The 18,509-nt window shown below is 56.8% G+C and carries 15 protein-coding genes; 10 read left to right on the top strand and 5 right to left on the bottom strand.

Annotated elements, in window-relative coordinates:
- Nucleotides 1-29 precede the first annotated feature (29 nt).
- From D3I60_RS17300 to D3I60_RS17290, 3 genes are all read left to right on the top strand, one after another.
- Nucleotides 30-1,490, top strand: a complete 1,461-nt coding sequence (locus D3I60_RS17300) for a PucR family transcriptional regulator (protein WP_262777939.1) — start codon at nt 30-32, stop codon at nt 1,488-1,490.
- A gap of 129 nt (nt 1,491-1,619) precedes the next feature.
- On the top strand, nt 1,620-3,566 hold the full coding sequence (gene iolD / locus D3I60_RS17295; RefSeq protein WP_262777937.1) for a 3D-(3,5/4)-trihydroxycyclohexane-1,2-dione acylhydrolase (decyclizing): 1,947 nt from the start codon (nt 1,620-1,622) through the stop codon (nt 3,564-3,566).
- Between the two features lie 81 nt (nt 3,567-3,647).
- A complete protein-coding gene (locus D3I60_RS17290; protein ID WP_262777935.1) occupies nt 3,648-5,009 on the top strand; it encodes an NAD-dependent succinate-semialdehyde dehydrogenase in 1,362 nt (453 codons plus the stop codon).
- Nucleotides 5,010-5,490: 481 nt separating this feature from the next.
- Here the strand turns inward: D3I60_RS17290 and D3I60_RS17285 are convergent, their stop codons facing one another.
- Complete coding sequence (locus tag D3I60_RS17285) at nt 5,491-6,675, bottom strand: Gfo/Idh/MocA family protein (RefSeq protein WP_262777934.1); 1,185 nt, start codon at nt 6,673-6,675, stop codon at nt 5,491-5,493.
- 316 nt (nt 6,676-6,991) lie between these two features.
- Between D3I60_RS17285 and D3I60_RS17280 the strand changes: the two genes are divergently transcribed.
- The 6 genes from D3I60_RS17280 to D3I60_RS17255 all read left to right on the top strand — a co-directional run bounded on the left by D3I60_RS17280 (nt 6,992) and on the right by D3I60_RS17255 (nt 15,314).
- On the top strand, nt 6,992-8,752 hold the full coding sequence (locus tag D3I60_RS17280; RefSeq protein WP_262777932.1) for an IlvD/Edd family dehydratase: 1,761 nt from the start codon (nt 6,992-6,994) through the stop codon (nt 8,750-8,752).
- A gap of 48 nt (nt 8,753-8,800) precedes the next feature.
- Complete coding sequence (locus D3I60_RS17275) at nt 8,801-9,775, top strand: D-2-hydroxyacid dehydrogenase (RefSeq protein ID WP_262777930.1); 975 nt, start codon at nt 8,801-8,803, stop codon at nt 9,773-9,775.
- 79 nt (nt 9,776-9,854) lie between these two features.
- Nucleotides 9,855-11,309 carry an APC family permease gene (locus D3I60_RS17270; protein WP_262777928.1) on the top strand — a complete coding sequence of 485 codons (1,455 nt, stop codon included), beginning with the start codon at nt 9,855-9,857 and terminating at the stop codon, nt 11,307-11,309.
- Nucleotides 11,310-11,836: 527 nt separating this feature from the next.
- Nucleotides 11,837-13,312 carry an APC family permease gene (locus D3I60_RS17265; protein WP_262777927.1) on the top strand — a complete coding sequence of 492 codons (1,476 nt, stop codon included), beginning with the start codon at nt 11,837-11,839 and terminating at the stop codon, nt 13,310-13,312.
- Between the two features lie 87 nt (nt 13,313-13,399).
- On the top strand, nt 13,400-14,413 hold the full coding sequence (locus D3I60_RS17260) for a Gfo/Idh/MocA family oxidoreductase (RefSeq protein WP_262777925.1): 1,014 nt from the start codon (nt 13,400-13,402) through the stop codon (nt 14,411-14,413).
- A 148-nt stretch (nt 14,414-14,561) separates the two neighbouring features.
- Nucleotides 14,562-15,314 (top strand): SDR family NAD(P)-dependent oxidoreductase, encoded by a 753-nt coding sequence (locus D3I60_RS17255; RefSeq protein WP_248283950.1) that lies wholly within the window; start codon nt 14,562-14,564, stop codon nt 15,312-15,314.
- Nucleotides 15,315-15,524: 210 nt separating this feature from the next.
- Here D3I60_RS17255 and D3I60_RS17250 read toward each other — a convergent pair whose 3' ends face one another.
- From D3I60_RS17250 to D3I60_RS17240, 4 genes are all read right to left on the bottom strand, one after another.
- Nucleotides 15,525-15,752, bottom strand: a complete 228-nt coding sequence (locus D3I60_RS17250) for a hypothetical protein (RefSeq protein WP_262777922.1) — start codon at nt 15,750-15,752, stop codon at nt 15,525-15,527.
- Between the two features lie 548 nt (nt 15,753-16,300).
- Complete coding sequence (locus D3I60_RS19415) at nt 16,301-16,660, bottom strand: Abi family protein (protein ID WP_369415458.1); 360 nt, start codon at nt 16,658-16,660, stop codon at nt 16,301-16,303.
- Nucleotides 16,661-16,989: 329 nt separating this feature from the next.
- Nucleotides 16,990-17,145, bottom strand: a complete 156-nt coding sequence (locus tag D3I60_RS17245) for a hypothetical protein (RefSeq protein WP_262777920.1) — start codon at nt 17,143-17,145, stop codon at nt 16,990-16,992.
- Nucleotides 17,146-17,235: 90 nt separating this feature from the next.
- The gene (locus tag D3I60_RS17240) at nt 17,236-17,568 is read right to left on the bottom strand and encodes a GNAT family N-acetyltransferase (RefSeq protein WP_262777919.1); all 333 of its coding nucleotides are present in this window, start codon (nt 17,566-17,568) and stop codon (nt 17,236-17,238) included.
- 170 nt (nt 17,569-17,738) lie between these two features.
- Between D3I60_RS17240 and D3I60_RS17235 the strand changes: the two genes are divergently transcribed.
- A complete protein-coding gene (locus tag D3I60_RS17235; RefSeq protein ID WP_262777918.1) occupies nt 17,739-18,503 on the top strand; it encodes a GntR family transcriptional regulator in 765 nt (254 codons plus the stop codon).
- The last annotated feature ends 6 nt before the right edge of the window (nt 18,504-18,509 follow it).

Below are 18,509 nucleotides of genomic sequence, written 5' to 3'. Positions count from 1 at the left end.
TCCAACGGAGCCGAATCAATGACGGCAGTATGACCGTCGCCGAGCTGATGGCGATACCGCACCTCGGTCTGCAGCTGATCGCAGGGGCCGCCGGTGCGGACAACGTCGTGCGTTGGACTCACACTTCGGAGCTTGAGGATCCGGGTCCATGGTTCGAAGGCGGCGAGTTGCTGATCGTCAACGGGTTCGGAATTCCTCAGACTCCGAGTCGGCAGATTGAATATCTGCACCGCCTAGCCGAGCACCGACTCGCCGGAATCGTCGTCAGTGTCCGAGCTCCGGTCCTGACGGACGAACTTCTCCGCGCAGCCAATCAGGCCAGTTTTCCTATACTGCGCATTCCGCGCCAGATACCTTTCATCGAGTTGTCATACATTGTGGCGAACGCGAATGAACGTGCCTCACGCGACCGCCTGGCTAGGCATGTGGGCATCTACGACACTCTTCGCCTGCGAAACACCGCTGAGAATAACGTCCAAGCGATGTACGAGCAGCTGGAGAAAGTCTCTGGCTACAGGCTTGCTTTAGTGACTCCAGCAATGAGCCCCCTGCTGGCCGACTGGCCGTGGGTGCCTACCGATTTCGAACTCGACCTCAGCGATGAGCTGCAAGTCGTGAACGGCGGATACGTAGTTCCCCTATTCGTCGGTCGGCGCGTCACCGCGTATCTCATCGCGCAGGAACACGTCGACTCTGTACCCGAGGGGCTGACAGTTCTGCAGCACATCAGCACTTTGGCCGCACTGGACGCAGTCGACGTTCAACGACGCCGAGAAGCCGAACATCGCCAGAACAGTACGACCTTAGCGTCAGCACTGGAACAGAGCCAACCAACCGAGGTGTTGGAGGCTCGATTCGCCAACGCGGGCATCGAGCCCGAACAAGGTTTTCGGTTGCTGGGGTTCGAGAGTCGTTCGAGCAATGACGACTTCGAAATAGCCATACGCGATTGGCTTTACGATCGGGCGCGATCTCATCTGATGACGTCTCAAGGTGCTCTGGTGGCTGTGGTCGCTTGCGGCGACAACGTGATTTGGCAGCTCGCCTCCGACACCGGTGCGAACGTCGGTGTCAGCGGGATGTCGACAGAAGTCCAGGACGTGATGAAACTGCACCGGCAAGCGATGTGGGCGCTGACCCTGACCAGTCAAGAGTCTGAAAACTGCGTTGCATTCGCCGAAGACCATCACACGCTCACACCGTGGCTGAACTCTGACCGAAAACAGATCGAGACTCTGTCCGTTGATACTCTCCGGCCGGTGCTCGAGTACGACGAGGCGGAAGGTACGGAACTGCTGCACACTTTGAGGCTGTATTTTCACAACCAGGGACAACTGCGGGCGACGGCGGCGCAGCTGTATATCCATGAACATACTTTGAGATATCGGCTTAAGCGCATCACAGAATTGACTGGTCGAAACCTCAAATCTTATCGAGATGCGTTCGAACTATGGTTAGCGGTCGAAACTTCTTCTACGACGCTCCATTGAGAGCAGACTCCGACTTGAACGCACCATGAGTTTCAAAGTGGCACACATTCCAGGAGCACTGGGGTGTGATCCTGGACAACGTTCATACCGGCAATATGGCCGACGACCTTCAACTACTAAGGAGCACTCATGAGCACCACTGTCGCTGCAGACACGTCGAACAAAGACGTTGCAACTTCAGTCCGACGTAGGACTGTTGCCCAGGCGATCGTCGAGTATCTGCAAGTTCAGTACAGCGATTATGACGGTGAACGCCGCCGCCTTATTCCAGGAATGTACGGAATTTTCGGTCACGGAAATTCTGTAGGACTGGCGCAGGGCATTGACGAGTACGGTACCGACTTCCCTCACTATCAGGGCAAGAACGAGCAGAACATGGTCCATGCCGCGATTGGGTTCGCCAAGGCGTCGAACCGCGCGGCGACGTTGGCTTGCACAGCGTCGGCTGGTCCAGGCTCCACCAACATGATTACTGGTGCAGCGACAGCGACGACCAACAGGCTGCCTGTTCTGCTGTTCCCTGCCGATATCATCAACAACCGATACGGCGATCCTGTACTTCAGCAGATCGAACATCCTGTCGAGCGGGATGTCTCCGCCAACGATTGCTTCCGACCAGTGAGCCGGTACTTCGACAGGATCACTCACCCGGCTCAATTGCTGTCAACTCTGCCGGAGGCAATGCGGGTTCTGACAGATCCTGTCGAGACTGGAGCCGCTGTCGTCTGTCTCCCACAGGACATCCAGGGTGCCGAATTCGACTTCCCCGAGAGCTTCTTCACCCCCCGGGTGTGGAATATTCGCCGCCGCCCGGCGACAGAGGATGAGATCGATGCTGCGGCAGACATCATCCGTGGAGCGAAGCAACCACTTGTCATCGCTGGAGGAGGAGTCCGATACTCCAAGGCCCAGTCGGAACTGGCGCGGTTCAGCACTACGTTCGATATTCCTGTGGCAGAGACCTTCGCCGGAAAAGGCTCCGGGCCGCTCGGAGAGCTCGGAGTCGGTGGAATTGGAACAACGGGCACGATCGGAGCGAACCGGTTGGCACACGACGCCGACGTAGTCATCTGCGTGGGCACGCGACTGCAAGACTTCATCACAGCCTCGCACTCCCTCTTCCAGAATCCCGACGTCAAGTTCGTCAACCTCAACGTCGGCTCCTTTGATGCTCACAAGATGGGGTCGTTCCCCGTCATCGGGGATGCTCGGACTTCGCTGGCATCGCTGCATGACAGACTCGCTCCGACGAGGTACGAGACCTCCGCCGCTTACCGGGAGGAGATCGCACAAGCACAATCGGCCACTCAAGAGATCCGTGAACACGATATACAGGACTTTGCGGGCGAATTGATGAGCCAGGCGCAAGTGATCGAGTCACTCAACCAGGTGGCGACTGCCGAGGACACTCTGGTCGTGGGATCCGGCGGGGTCGTCGAAGGAGTCCACAAAGCCTGGGACCCTTCGAACGAGACCGAGATCCACTTCGAATATGCGAACTCGTGCATGGGTCACGAACTTCCGGCCGGCCTTGGCCACCGGCTTGCGAAACCTGACGACGACGGCGAGATCTATGTGCTCATCGGCGACGGAGCATACTTCATGCAACCGACGGAGCTCGTCACAGCTGCTCAGGAGCACAAGAAGATCATCGTGATCGTTGTCGACAACCGTGGGCATCAATGCATTTGGCCCCTCCAGGTCAGCAAGGGTGCCCCGGCTGAATTTGGCACTCAGTTACGCGAACGCAACCCTGAAACCGGACGACTCGACGGACCCATCGTCGATGTCGATATCGCCGCGAACGCGGCCAGCTTCGGATGCGCGTCCTGGTCAGCCTCGACAATTGAGGAATTCGAAACCGCACTGACTGAAGCAAAGAACCAGGACCGCCCTGCTGTCGTGGTCGCGCGAGTGGAGCCGTGGCGCTACCTCACTCCGAACGGAGCGTTCTGGGACGTCGGCGTGCCAATGACGTCCGAGCGGCCAGGGAACCAAGCTGGCACCGCGAAGCACCTTGAAGGCAGGGCCACACAGCGGTTCTATGCTGCCACGGTCCCCTCGACTGAAAAATAGGTCAGTGTGAGGGTCACATGGGCCGGGGCAGGGTCTTTTCAGAATGGTCACCCCTGACGAACAGTAAGGAGACACGTATCAATGAGTGTTTTTGCAGTAACAAGTCCGGCGACCGGAAAGGTCATCGCCGAGTATCCCGAGTCGTCGAACTCGGAGATCGAGACAGCGCTCGACCGAAGCCACACGCTGTACCGGTCCTGGTCGCGGCAAACGTCCGTAGCAGATCGAGCCCGACACGCTGAGAAGCTTGCTGATCTTTTCCTTGAAAGAAAAGACGAACTCGCATCGATCATCAATCTGGAGATGGGCAAACCCCTGGCTCAAGCACGGGGTGAAGTCGAATTCTCCAGTGCAATCACGAGAAAGTTCGGTCAAAAGGCAGAGGAATGGCTCGCAGACGAGATCCTAGAAGTCGAGGACGGTCTGCGGAGCTTCTTCCGGTTCCAAGGCATTGGCCCGCTGCTGGGCATCATGCCCTGGAACTTCCCCTACTACCAAGTCGTTCGGTTCGCGGTTCCGAACCTGATCCTGGGGAACACCGTGATTCTGCGACATGCGTCGCAATGCCCCAATTCAGCCCTGGCTCTGGAGAAGCTCTTCTCCGACGCAGGATTTCCCAACGACTCCTACATAAATGTGTTTGCGTCACACGATCAGATCTCGACGATGATCGCCGACGACCGCATCCAGGGAGTATCACTGACGGGTTCGGAGAAGGCCGGAGCGATCGTGGCAGAGCAGGCAGGACGACATCTGAAAAAGTGTGTTCTCGAACTCGGGGGAGCGGATCCCTTCATTGTGCTCGACACCGACGACATCGATTTCGCTGTCGCCGAGGCAGTGAAGGGCCGCATGGACAACAGCGGGCAAAGTTGCACAGCGTCGAAGCGAGTCATTGTGCTCGAGAAGTACTACGACGAGTTCTCCTCGAAATTCGTCCAGGCGCTCCGATCACTTTCATACGATCGCGGAGACTTCGGCCCACTCTCGTCGAAATCGGCCACCGACGATCTTCAGGTGCAGGTGAAAACGGCGCTTGAGCAGGGTGCCGAGCTTCTGACCGGTGACAACGATCCCGACGGCAATATCTACACGCCTTCAGCGCTGGGCGGTATCTCTCCAGAGATGGAGGTGTACAGCCAGGAGCTGTTCGGACCCGTAGCGCAGCTGTATCGAGCCTCCACCGACGACGAGGCGATTGAAATCGCCAACTCGTCTCCCTACGGACTCGGTTCGGTCGTGATCTGCGATGACGTTGAACGCGCAGAGCACGTCGGGACTCGGCTCGATGTCGGTATGGTCTTTGTCGGCGCGGCTGGACTGGTCGGTGCAGACGTTCCGTTCGGCGGAGTCAAAAAGTCAGGCTACGGCAGGGAGATGGGCAAAGTAGGGATGCTGGAGTTCGCGAACAAGAAGCTCTTCCGATTCGCCGAAAAATCATAATCACGCGTTCCTGTCAAAGACGATCTGTCTCTGTGACGATTGACAGGCATTGAACCGTCACACGGCCTTCGTTGGGCTTTCCATCGACGGCCGTGTTTTCGTGTGTCGGACTAGGGAGTAACGCCTGAAGGGTCTCCGTATTCGCCAACCGGATGTTTGGCCGGTGAAGTTTCCAAATCAGAGCTTCAAGGCACAAGTATGTTGACGATACGGTCCTTGGACAAAGTGACCCATCGAGCGTGCCACGCTTCGCCCGCACGACTAGACGAACGACGCTTCCTTCTCGTCCCGGAAGGCTCAGACCGCCGCACGTCCTCTCGGAGCTCCAATAGGGAATAAAGTGTGCGTCGGCAAGAGCCCACAAAAGAGCGGTGCCCTCCTCAGCCTGCGGAGGGCACCGCTCACTTTATTTCGTGAAGCACGAGACGAACCCGTCTTTTGGAGATGGAACTGAAATCCTCGCCCCCGCGCTTCGGCTTCGTCAGCTGTCGTATGTTGTTTCGCCAGCGACCTCTGGTACGGATGTCCAGGCTCCGGAATCCGCGCTGCGCATAGTGGCATCGACAAGTTCGGCCGCTGACCAACCATCAGCGACGGAAGGGGCAAGTTGCTTATTCTCCGCGACCGATCGCAGGAACAAGGAAGCCTCGATCGTCTTGAGATCGTTGAATCCGATGGCCGGCCCTGCGTTGGGCTGGAACCGACCGAACTCGCCGTGCGACGAATCAGTGAGAATTGACCGGTATCCGCGTGGATCATCTGCGAGCTGGAGTTCGTTCATTTTTTCAAAGTTCCATCGCAGCGAACCTGTCGAGCCGTAGACTTCGGCTGTATATTCAGTGTGCGGTCCAGTGGCGACTCGACTCGATTCGAAGACTCCTAACGCACCCCCGTCAAAGCGCGCGAGGAGAGCTGTGTAATCCTCGTTTTCGACTTTCCGCTTTTCCGTTGAGGCTTCACCCTTGTTGAAACTGTTCGATGATGTACCGGCCGGCAACGGTCGCTCAGGAACAAAGGTATCGGTGACTGAGGTGACCGATGAAATCCTTCCTACAAGATACTGAGCCAGATCGAATCCATGCGAGAGCACATCGCCGAGCACTCCGGATCCAGCACGGTCGTTCTCATAGCGCCAAGTAAACACGGACGACGGATCCGCGGCGTAATCGGCCATCATCCGAATCTGAACATTGGTGATGCGTCCTAGCTCTCCGGAACGGATAATTCGACGTGCTTCAGTCAGAGCTGGTGCGTGACGGTAATTGAAACCGACTGCGGTGACGAGGCCCGCCGCTCGTGCAGCCTCAGCGATTTCGCGCGACTCCTCTGCACTACGACCCATCGGCTTCTCAATCCAGAATGGCTTGCCCGCCTTGATCGTGTCGAGGGCAATCTGACGATGAAGGAAATTTGGTGCGCAGATGGAAACGACGTCGACGTCAGGATGCTCAAGGAGCTCGTGATAGTCGGTCGTCGTATCTCGGTAACCGAGAGCCTGTTCGGCGTGGCGACGGCCTTCATCGTCAGGGTCAGCTGCGATGACGAGCTCAGGGTGCTGGGGCAGCTCGGGAAAGAACTGTTGAGTGGCAAGATAGGCCCGCGAATGCAGGCGTCCCATCCAGCCCACCGAAATGAGTCCTACCCCAATACGATCTTGCTGTTTCACATGAACTCCTAAAGTGTGAGATTTGCGTGCGATGATGCTGGTCCAGGTCAGCCCAGGATGCCCATCTGTTCAGAAGCCTAGAAGCTACGCAGTCGAACAAGCCGTCTCAATGTGGGACATAATTCGCGTCAATGTGACTGGTCTACTAGTGGACGACAGCAAACCAGCAGAGGAAAGGCCTCCGTCGACGACGGCCGCGTCCAGCGTTCATGTCGCCTCGAACGCCGAACACGGCACCGAACATCGATGTCAGCAGCCTGCCTTTGATCATTCCTATCAAGACCGATGAATGATCAATACACAGAAGGGATCCACTATGGAAGAACCAGACATCAGCAAGCTTCGGAGCGCACGGTGGTTCGGATCGCACGATCTCACCGGCTTCGTGCACCGAACCGCGATTCAGGCCGAGGGATTTTCCGGTTTCGCGGTCAAGGACCGCCCAGTGGTTGGCATCGCCAACTCTTGGTCAGAACTAGTCAATTGCAACATCCACTTCCGGCTCCTGGCCGATGCCGTCAAACGAGGCGTTCTCATGGCAGGCGGTCTGCCCCTGGAATTTCCGACTATTTCCCTCGGCGAGAGCCTCATGAAGCCCTCGGCTATGCAGTTTCGCAATCTGATGGCAATGGACGTCGAAGAGTCGATACGCGCCTATCCTCTCGACGCTATCGTTCTGCTCGGAGGATGTGACAAGACAGTCCCAGCGCAGTTGATGGGGGCTGCCAGCGCCGATATTCCAACGATCATGCTCACGGGTGGACCGCAGGAACCGGCATACTTCAGAGGCAAACAGCTGGGCGTCGGCACCGACACTTGGAAATATGCAGACGAACTGCGGGCAGGAAAGATGACTCAGACAGACTTCGACGAGCTCGAAGCCTCGGCGAAACCGTCGGCCGGTCACTGCAGCGAGATGGGAACCGCGTCGACGATGACATCGATAGTTGAAGCGTTGGGCATGTGCCTTCCCTCGAGTGCATCAATTCCAGCGGTTGCCGCACGAAGATCTCAGTTCGCTGAGGCGACTGGACGTCGGGCAGCCGAAATGGCTGTGTCTCAGGGGCCGAAGCCCAGCGAGGTCCTCACCCCCGAGGCGTTCGATAACGCCATCACACTCCTCATGGCCATCGGCGGATCGACGAATGCTGTCATCCACCTTCTCGCTCTGGCCCGGCGCGTCGGCTACGAGCTCGACCTGGATCGTTTCCACCAGATCTCAGAGCACACACCACGGATTGTGAATGTGCGACCCTCGGGCGAACATCTCGTACAGCAGCTGTTCCACGCCGGAGGAGTCGCCTCCGTGCTCAAAGAACTGGCACCCCTGCTCAATTCCGACGCACTGACTGTGACAGGAAAGTCGTTGGAAGACGGCTATATCGACGCACCGGAGCCAGACGGAAATGTCATCAGTAAATTGGACAAACCCTATGATGACGAAGGCGGGATTGCCGTCATCCGTGGCTCGCTTGCGCCAAAGGGCGCAGTGATCAAGCGCAGTGCAGCCCCTCCCAAGCTACTCACGCATACTGGTCCCGCCGTTGTCTTCGATGGAATCTACGACCTGGGAGATCGAATCGACGATCCGGATTTGGAGATCACTGAAGATTCGGTCCTCGTTCTTCGCAACTGTGGGCCGGCTGGCGCACCGGGTATGCCCGAATGGGGAATGTTGCCGATACCCGAGAAGTTGCTCAAGCGAGGAATTCGCGACATCGTCCGGATTTCAGATGCGCGAATGAGCGGAACTGCGTTCGGAACCACTGTGCTGCATGTGGCTCCGGAAGCAGCCGTGGGTGGCCCACTTGCGATCGTGCGCGACGGAGACCCCATCGTCCTCGACGTCGAAAACCAGCGCCTTGATCTCGACATCCCCGACGACGAGATCGAACGTCGATTGGAAGAGTTGAAACTTCCCGACCCTCGCTATCGACGTGGTTATGGTCGACTTTTCGTTGACCACGTGCTTCAGGCCGATGAAGGATGCGACTTCGACTTTCTGCAATCACTTCCGGACGAAGAACCGCAACGTCTTCCCTTCGGTCTCTTCAGCGGCTGGCAGGGCGGTTGGTGACCAGCATCAACGAAAAGCGACCCAGCAAGCTGCCATTCAGGAGCTCACATGTCTAAACCTCCAGTCATCGTCCTCGTCCCGGTGGGAGCGAGCGAGCCACCGTTGGACAAACTTCTCGCCGAAGCCGACGTCACAGTCGTTCGCACCGCAGATGAACTGCGCGCCGCTCAGGAGACGTCAGAAATTCTGTTCATCAACGATTTCAAAACCACACTGTTGCGAGAAGTCGGTCCGGGTAATCTCAGATGGATACACACATCGAGCATCGGTGTCGATCCTCTTTTAACACCCGAGATCGTCAACAGTGACCTTCTGGTAAGCAATTCCCGCGGCGTATGTGAGCGGCCCATTGCCGAATGGGTGCTCGGCGTGCTCATCATGTTTGCAAAGGATCTCCGGCGCACTATTGAACTTCAACAAGAACGCCGATGGCTGCACCGTGAGACTCACCCCATTCTGGGGCGGAGGGTCGTGGTCGTCGGACCTGGCCCTGTCGGTCGAGAGACAGCTCTCCTGCTTCGGGCTGCAGGCATGAACGTCACCATCGTCGGACGTTCACAACGCACAGATCCTGTCCTTGGGCAGATTCAGTCGCTTGACTCACTGGACGAGATTCTGCCGACTGTCGATGATGTGGTCTTGACGCTTCCGCTGACGGAACAGACCGCAGGGATGTTCGATGCTCAACGCATTCACCGAATGCGTTCCGGTGCTAACCTCATCAACGTTGGGCGAGGAGCCGTTGTCGTTGCCGATGATCTGCTCGAAGCGATCGACGACGATCTGCTTGGGGGAGCGGCTCTCGACGTATTCGACCATGAGCCGCTGCCCGAACAGCACCCTTTCTGGTCGCGTCGCAATATTCTGGTGTCGCCTCATGCTTCCGGTGATCTGGTGGGTTGGCGTGGTCGTGTCGTCGATGTGTTCACAGAGAACTTGAAGAGATGGAAGGCAGGAGATGAACTGCACGACGTCGTCGACCTCACGAAAATGGGAGTCTCGACGACGTCGACAAACGCGTGACACAGCAAGCTTCTGCTGGGCCCTGATGCACTGTGCGATCAGGGCCCAGCAACGTTATTTAACTATCAATGGAGATCACATGCTCAATTATCAGAGTTCGAATACTGGAGTCTTGGCTGAGTCGGGCCGGCTCAGCGGCAACATGGGAGTAGGCGAGTTGGCCATGAGCGTGCTGGCCTTCTCGTCTCCTCTTGCCACCGTTGCTGGAACCATGCCAGTCCTCATGATGTTCGGGGGAAACACGGCACCGGCGATCTATCTCATTCTTACTGCGCTCTTGCTGGTCTTCTCTGTGGGCTTCGTGACGATGAGTCGATACATCGATAAGCCAGGTGGCTTCTACTCGTTCGTTACCGAAGGACTTGGCAAAGCGGCAGGAATGGGAGGAGCGTTTCTCGCGCTATTCGGCTACCTGTTCATCGGATTCTTCGTACCGGCATTCTTCGCCGTGACCATGCAGAGCTTCGTGGAGACGACGTTGAACGGCCCGGAGATCGCTTGGTACTGGTATGCGCTCGGGATCATTGCGATCACGACGGTGCTTGCTTACCACAGGATCGACCTGTCTGCGAAAGTGCTGACTGTGGTCATGGCGCTAGAGGTCCTCGTGATCATAGTGTTCGATGTCGCGGCATTCGTTCAGGGCACTGGGCAGGCTGCACACGATGCCAGTCTGTCTTTTCCCGCAATCACCGATGCCGGTTTGGGCTTGGCACTGCTCTTCGCAATTGGGAACTTCTTTGGATTCGAAGCCACCGTCATCTACCGGGACGAGGTGAAGAACCCTCTGCGGACAATTCCTCGTGCAACTTACTTGTCCGTGGCTGGGATCGGAGTATTCTACGCTCTTGCTGCCTGGGCCTATGTTGCCTACTTCGGCTCTGACCGTGCGCAGGCCGCTGCCGAGGCAGACACCGCGAATCTCTTTACTGGGTCCGTGGACGCTCTTCTCGGCAAGCTATTCACCGACATCGTCGTCATCCTCATTTTGACCTCGGCGTTGGCGTGCATGCTATCGATCCAGAACATCGCCGCACGTTATGGATTCGTGCTCGCCAAAGATCGCGCACTCCCACGATTCTTCGGAAAAGTCCATCCCAAGCATATGTCGCCTTATATCGCAGCCGCTTCTGTCGGTGTATTCTGGGCTCTCGCCACGGTGGTATTGGCGCTTCTGAAGATTCCTGCCGAAACGATCTATCCGGTCTCCAGCGGAAGCGGAACGTTCTCAGTACTGCTGCTGATGTTCATCGCGAGCGTCGCTGTCTTCGTCTACTTTCTCCGACGCAGAAGAGGGCTCGATCTCCCCGCCTGGAAGACGTTGCTGGTTCCCTTCATCAGCGCCTGCTTCCTCGGCTTCGTCACTTACATAGCAATCACCAATTTTTCTGAACTCATTGGCGGCTCCGGAGTCCTCTCATGGATATTTCTCGGTGTCACCTTCGGTCTGTTTATCGGGGGAGTGATCTACGCACTGATCCTGCGCAGAAAACGTCCAGACGCCTATGCTCGGCTCGGTCACCAGCAACCATAATCGGTCAGGTCGGCGCTCTTGCCGTCATTCCTTTAGACCGATGACGTCCGAAACTTAGAGAACGTTCTTTGGGTTGGTGACGCTGCTGTCAGTGAGCCCCATTCATTTCGACGTCACGTGAAAGTTCGTGGCGTGTTCGGTATCTGGAAGTATGTTTCACCCGTTGTATCGGCAGTGCCACCCGTGAGCTCTGTCGGGCCGCGGTGAGCATCGTGTTGTTGTATCTAAGACGCACTCATCAGTGAAATCGAGGCCGGCCAACATTCGTGCTGAATACTGCTGATTCCTATTGCGACTACCGCCGTCGACGAAGCCATGGCCGCAATAGTCATCTATGAGCACGTCGTGCGCATTGACAGGGCAGCTGGATGGAATGAGGGAGGACAGGCCGATCCGCTCATCAAAACCTCTTAGTAGGAAGCACTGAGGTGTGGACTGCCCTTGTTCCAAAGTGGCACACCCATCCGGCTGCACCCCGTCCTAGATTGGTCGGCGACAGTAACTCAATGATGAGCAAAGGAGCCATGATGACGACTGTATCGAACGGAAGCGCGCCCCCAGAAGACACCTTCGGGCAATCAAAGCTGAGCGGGAACATGGGCGTAGGCGCTTTGGTGATGAGCGTCCTTGCCTTCTCGTCGCCGATTGCGACGGTCGGCGGAACGATGCCCGTGCTACTCATGTTCAGCGGTCCCTCCGCACCGGGCATCTACCTCTTAGTCACAGCCTTCCTACTTGTATTCGCTGTAGGACTGGTCACCATGAGCAAGCACATGAAGAATCCTGGCGGATTCTACTCGTTCGTTACTGCTGGATTCGGAAAGCCCGCTGGTTTGGGAGCCGCGTTCTTGGCGCTGTTCGGGTACCTCTTCATTGGATTCTTCGCACCCTCGTTCTTCGCCGTGACCGTGCAGAACTTCGTATCGAACACCCTGCACGGGCCAGAAATCCCATGGTATTGGTACGCGCTGATACTGATTCTTCTCACGACGATCTTGGCGTACAGGCGGATTGATCTGTCGGCAAAGGTTCTGACAGTGATCATGATCTTGGAAGTCGCACTGATTGTCACCTTCGATGTCTACGCCTTCGTTTCCGGCACTGGGAGCGAGCACTCATTTGTCTTCGACATGCCCTGGATCACCGATCCGAGCCTGGGCCTGGCTCTGCTCTTCGCCGTTGGCAACTTCTTCGGGTTTGAGGCGACAGTCGTGTACCGAGAAGAAGTGCGCAATCCGAATAAGACGATTCCCCGCGCTACCTACCTCGCTGTAGTCGGCATCGGACTGTTCTATGCATTGGCCGCGTGGGCATACGTGGTCTACATCGGCCGGTCCGACGTTCGTGATCAAGCCACAACGAATACGGTATCCCTGTTCAACGATTCGATGGTCGCCCTGACTGGGAAGATCGTCGCGGATGTCGGCGTGGTGCTGCTGATCACCTCGGTGCTCGCGTGCATGCTTTCTGTGCAGAACATTTCAGCTAGGTACGCCTTCGCGTTGGCAAATGACCGCGCGCTTCCCCGGGTCTTCGCTTATGTGCATCCCAAGCACAAATCGCCGAGTGTAGCTGCACTTGCGGTTGGTGTAGTGTGGTGCGGCGCGACATTCACCTTTGCCATCCTCGGCACCGATCCAGAACGACTCTATGCGATTGCAAGCGGAAGCGGAACGTTTGCAGTATTGCTGGTGATGCTCCTGGCCAGTGCCGCCGTCCTGGCCTACTTCCGGAAGAACAAGAGCCGATTCAGAGAATCCGGATGGAAGACCGTCGTGGCACCAATTATTACCGTCCTCTTCCTCGGATTCGTCACATACATGGCGATCGTGAATTACCCGGAGCTCATTGCGGGATCGAACACTCTCACCATCGTGTTCATGACTTTTACCTTCGCCCTCTTCTTCGCCGGCTTCATCTACGCCTTCGTGCTCCGCTCGAAACGCCCGTCCATTTATCAGAGGTTGGGGCGTCAGAACATGGAACGCGAGCTGGAATCTTAAACGAAGCATCTAGCTGCGCGCCGCCGAGCAGCGTGATTTTAAGGTTCACTCAACGAAACAAGCTACTTACTGAATAAGGGGAACTTTATGGTTGAAGCAAAGTTTGCGATCGGCCTGATTGGGTCCGGGCGCATAGGTCGACAGCACGCAAAGAATATATCGAAGCATCCTCGTGCTGAATTGGTCGCGATTGCTGACCCCGACATTTCATCGGCGGGACTTCTTGCGACGAGGTTCGACGCACGTGCCGTGGCCGAGCCGAGAGAACTCATCCATGACAAGGATATCGACGCAGTCATCGTAGCCTCTCCTACATCGACGCACGTGGATCTGATTGCCGAGTGCCTTGAGGCGAACAAGCACATACTTTGCGAGAAGCCGATCGATTTAGACATCGATCGCGTCGATGCCCTATGGCCGGAAGTAGAAGCTTCGGAAGCTCACATTGCCTTGGGCTTCAACCAACGATTCGACCCAGCATTCAGCGAGGTCCATACGAGAATCAGGCGACAGGAAGTAGGCACTTTGGAGCATCTGTCTCTGATCAGCAGGGACCCTGGCCCTCCTCCTGTTGAATACCTGTCGACTTCTGGCGGGATATTCAGGGACATGACGATACATGACTTCGACTTGGTCCGCCATTTTATCGGCGACATCGACGAAGTGTCGGCATTCGGCGCGCAGCTGTTCGACCCCGGAGCTCGCGAAGTTGGCGATTACGACTCGGTCACCGTGTCACTGAAGTCTAAATCTGGCCGCACCGCGAACATCTTCAACTCACGACATAGTCCGTTCGGATACGACCAACGTTTGGAAGCTTTCTGCAGTGATGGGAACTTTACGGTTTCAAATATGGAAAGCAGCTTGGTCGGCCAGTCGACAGCGCGGGGCACCGGGTCGAGAGTTGGTTTTGAAGAATCTTTTTTGGTTCGGTTTGATGATGCTTATCGACTGGAGTTGGACGAATTCGTGAAACTTCTAGAAGGCTCGGACTCGACAAGTCCGACTTTCGAAGACGGTCGTGAAGCTCTGCGCTTGGCAGACGCTGCTTTGGAATCTGCTCAGAGTGGAAAAGTGGTTAGTGTGAACACTTCGCGTTGAAGCTTCGGCGCTGAATCTATGGTGTTATTGCTGTATCAATTGGTTTCAAATGGTGATTTGTGACCAATGCGTGGGGCCTACTGATTCAGTGTGTTTGCAACTTGCATTCTGAATAGTCTATTCGTGTTTAAGTTGGAGGATGGTGGTCGTGGCTGAAGAGAAAGCAGACGGTTTGCGCGTCTTGGTAACAGGAGCAAGTTCAGGGTTGGGGGCGGCGGTTGTCCGGCGATTTTCCGCTAGTGGCTCCCACGTTGCTGCTCTCGCGCGGCGCGAGGCTGCTCTCGACGAGCTTGCTGAATCGGGTGAGCGTGTGGTGTCTATCGTCGCGGACGTGTCCGATGCCGCGGCCGCAGAAGATGCTGTTCGGCGTGCGGATGCAACGTTGGGCGGGCTCGACGTGGTGGTCAACGCTGCTGGAATTGCACCCAGCGCTCGGCTCGAGAATCTGGACTCGAGCGCATGGACGGAGGTGATCGATACGAATCTCTCTGGTGCGTTCTACGTCTCCAGGGCCTCAGGGCTGCTGATGAAGTCGCGTCAGAGTGGATCGATTGTTAACGTCGCATCTGATTTAGCCTCGATGGGGGCACCAGACCTTGTCCACTACAGTGCGTCCAAGGCGGGGGTGGCGGGGATGAGCCGAGCATTGGCAGCTGAGCTCGCGCCCTATGTGCGGGTTAATGCTATTTCCCCGGGTCCTATTGACACGCCCATGATGCGCAATGGTCTGGACAACTCGCCCGACCCGAAGCTTGCTCTGGAAGACAAGTTGGCTTCTGTCCCGTTGGCTCGTTTTGCCGAAGCTGACGAAATTTCTCATGTCATTGAATTCCTTGCCGTGCACGCGACTTTTGCAACGGGCGCGAACTGGGCGGTGGACGGAGGGACCAGCGCCGTATAGTTTCATGTGTCAGAGAAGTATTGGGTATCTGAGCTTCACACACGAGTCGAGGGGTCCGAATTCTGTGCGCGTTTGCGGTCACTGTCGTTTTCCGGGGTCGACCTCAACCGCTTGTTGAGGATAGACCTACCTCGGTCGATGGCCCCCTCGCGTCACCCGAATAGCGACAAAAGCCTCGGTTGACGCCCAATGATGGAAGTAGCGCCGGGGCTATTGCACAGAGGTTTCAACGAAGACGTCGAATCGATACAGCAGTGGGTCACCATTCGTGAGACCGACGAACACAGGGCGACCTACGGGCGTGTACCCGGCTTTCCATGCTTCGTCAGAGGCCTCATCATCAAGCCTGACGATTCGTTCTCCACGTTGGTAGACGGACGGAACACGCTTGACTTCGATCTGATCGACAGCGGCAATTTCGATTCTCAACTTCGGCATACATCGACCGTAGATCGATTTCCCCTGAACGTTCCCGTGGGGTGAACCTGATCGTTTCCTGTTAAGCGAACGTTCCGCTTCCGGTCGGCTCAACGATTCCAGAGCGGACTCGTGCTCGACCAATCGCTCGACGCGCCCACGTGCGTGGTCGGAACCGCATGCACGGACGGGAAAGTCGTCTTCACAGTCGTCAAGGACGTCGGCCGGCCTACCGTGGAGCTGGTCGAGGAGAAACTGGATTATCGTCAGCTGACTGAAGGTTCGAAACCAATCTGTCGCGACTGCGTCCAAGTCAGGATGACACCCCACTGGCGGCGACTTCGGCGAGAGTGTGTGAACGCGGTTGAAGGACCGACCACGACCATGGTGTGCGCAGGAGTTGCACACAAGGTTGAGCGCTTTGAGTCAACTCGTCAACTGGGGAGCTGAGAGACCACATACGTCGGCGACTGCGTTCTGGACGCCGCTGGACGCGAAACCTACAGACGCGTCAGACTGCCCCAACCCAACAACTCGACTGCAACCCAGACCGGCAGCACCCCGCCATACTACGCGTGATGGTGGGCGGCGAAGTATTCGCTCGACTGCCTCAGCTCGAATTCACACCCAACGAGCCAACGGCGATAGGCACCTTCGTGCCGAGGTGCCGAGCAGGACGAAGTCAGGATGGGCACTGGGATCAACGCGACCGAGCTCGTGACCAAATAGTGCTCGGATCGCCAGTTCGATTGAGCTAGGGCGGAGAAGGTCGCCATGCGCAGCCGGGCGTCGAAGTCGTAGAGCGCGACTACGTCACTGGGCCGGTTGCCTGGGTAGAAGTCGTCTGCTCGTCCTGAAGTGGTCTTCCGTCGGAATGGGTACCAGTATCCACTCAGACGATAGTCGTTGACGCGTTGCAGGGTAGTCACGGCAGTGTCGCGAGGGGCCAAGCGCCGTTGTCGTCGACCGCCTTGCAGCCGAGGATGACCTTCATCGTCTTCTCGCTCCGATGCTGCCGAGGGTGAAGACCGAGTGCCCGTCAGCGCTTACGTACCGTATCTCGCGAATGTCATCGATCGTCCCGCGCAGGTGGATGCGCACGGAGGCTGATTCTTCGAGGAGGGCGAATCCTTGACGCGTCGAAAGCGCTGGGTGCAGTCCCGGAGGACGCTCGTTCGCCGAGTTCGAGGCCACGTTGACGGCTCTCCTTGACTCCCGATTTCACCTGCTCATCAAGGATACGGGCCGGACTTCGCGATCAGGAATCTCGCGCCTTGGCGATCGCTCGGTAGAGGGTTTGGCGGCTGACGCCGGACACCGCACTGATCTCGGTGAGGCAGTTCTCGCGCTCGTCGAGGAGCCGGGTCAGTTGCTTATTCTGAGCCGCCGCGCGCACCTGGTGGCAGCCCTTCATATCTATCCAAAGTCCTGACACGGCGATCGTGCAGAGACCGTGCGAACTGCTGCTATGCCAGGCCTGTGAATGCCCGGTTTGGCTGCGGCGCTAACCGACCTTGATTTCCTTGCTATAAGTGGCATAGACAACTGGCGAGCCATCGTCATGCTGATCATCAATTGATTGGAACTGTCCGAGTAGTTGGAAACCGTTGCGTTCAACCACGCGCGTCGACGCGAAATTCTCGGCTTCAATCCTTGCAATTGCTCGAGTGCCGATTCGTTGTCTACTGATGAAGTCGCAGATGAGTCCAACGGCGACCGTTGCTACGCCTTGTCCCCGTGCCCAGGGGTGCACGGAGTAGGCGATATTCACGTCGCCAACGGCTGGGAGACCGTTCATTGCGGGGTCGAAATCGACGTGCCCCGCGAACTGTTGCACAGTTTCATTCGGACAATTCTCGAACATGCAACTGTGTACAGTTGATAGCGTGCTACCCATGCAGAAGCCTAAAAAGTCTCGTATGTATTGATTTGTAGGCACTATGTGTATACACTTGGTTTCCAGGGCCAGCATCCTGCTGGTGAGTCCAACACCGAGGGAAGGTTCTCGTGACAACGCAGTCCGACTCCACACCGTTGTTCACTCACGAAGCGGAACCACGTCATCTTGTCAACTACACCCACCAACGCTTAAGAGACGCGATACTGACAAACGAGTTGCCTTCAGCGTCCTCGCTGAGCCAAGTCCAACTCGCAAAAGATCTAGGTGTCAGTAGGACTCCCCTGCGGGAGGCGGTGAGACTCCTCGAGCACGAGGGGTTAGCGACAGTGAAAGTGAACAAGCAGGTCATGGTGGCCTCGGTTTCCCCGGAGGACCTTGACGCTTTGTATTCGCTCCGGATCCAGCAAGAGTCTCTCGCAATATTCGAAACGGTACGGACGACCCGCAAGGACCGCTTCACATCGACGCATGAGCATCTGGAAAGCATGGAAGCAGCAGTCGCACGTCACGACTTCGAATCGTGGACAAACAGCCACCGAAATTTCCACTTAAGCCTTGTGCTTGGGACGAACGATCGACTTAACAAGTCAATTTCCCAGCTATTCGATCATGCAGACCGCTACAGACGCATCTATCTCAACGATTCGGACACGAACTGGGCGAAAAGCATGGAAGAGCACAGGCAAATTCACGAAGCAAGTACATCTTCACAGCCTGCCCGCGCGGCAGAACTTCTCGCAGAGCACTATTCGCACACTGCTTGCGGAGTTTTGCAGGCACTCGATAGCGAATACGAACCAACTTTGACGCTTGGCGCAAGAACTATGGCCTACAGCCTCAGATTTCTTGGGATGCAGGCTCCCACAAGGTAAGCGAGT

The organism is Brevibacterium permense, assembly GCF_025506275.1.
Lineage (GTDB): Bacteria > Actinomycetota > Actinomycetes > Actinomycetales > Brevibacteriaceae > Brevibacterium > Brevibacterium permense_A.
Note: the sequence above shows the minus strand (reverse complement) of the source record. Positions and strands in the feature narration are given on the sequence as shown.

What these genes read in the sequence shown, in the direction of transcription:
- D3I60_RS17245 (WP_262777920.1), bottom strand. Translation starts at nt 17,145, where the DNA reads ATGAAGGGCTGCCACCAGGTGCGCGCGGCGGCTCAGAATAAGCAACTG.
- D3I60_RS17265 (WP_262777927.1), top strand. Translation starts at nt 11,837, where the DNA reads ATGACGACTGTATCGAACGGAAGCGCGCCCCCAGAAGACACCTTCGGG.
- D3I60_RS17300 (WP_262777939.1), top strand. Translation starts at nt 30, where the DNA reads ATGACCGTCGCCGAGCTGATGGCGATACCGCACCTCGGTCTGCAGCTG.
- D3I60_RS17250 (WP_262777922.1), bottom strand. Translation starts at nt 15,752, where the DNA reads ATGCCGAAGTTGAGAATCGAAATTGCCGCTGTCGATCAGATCGAAGTC.
- D3I60_RS17280 (WP_262777932.1), top strand. Translation starts at nt 6,992, where the DNA reads ATGGAAGAACCAGACATCAGCAAGCTTCGGAGCGCACGGTGGTTCGGA.
- D3I60_RS17275 (WP_262777930.1), top strand. Translation starts at nt 8,801, where the DNA reads ATGTCTAAACCTCCAGTCATCGTCCTCGTCCCGGTGGGAGCGAGCGAG.
- D3I60_RS17270 (WP_262777928.1), top strand. Translation starts at nt 9,855, where the DNA reads ATGCTCAATTATCAGAGTTCGAATACTGGAGTCTTGGCTGAGTCGGGC.
- iolD (WP_262777937.1), top strand. Translation starts at nt 1,620, where the DNA reads ATGAGCACCACTGTCGCTGCAGACACGTCGAACAAAGACGTTGCAACT.
- D3I60_RS17290 (WP_262777935.1), top strand. Translation starts at nt 3,648, where the DNA reads ATGAGTGTTTTTGCAGTAACAAGTCCGGCGACCGGAAAGGTCATCGCC.
- D3I60_RS17260 (WP_262777925.1), top strand. Translation starts at nt 13,400, where the DNA reads ATGGTTGAAGCAAAGTTTGCGATCGGCCTGATTGGGTCCGGGCGCATA.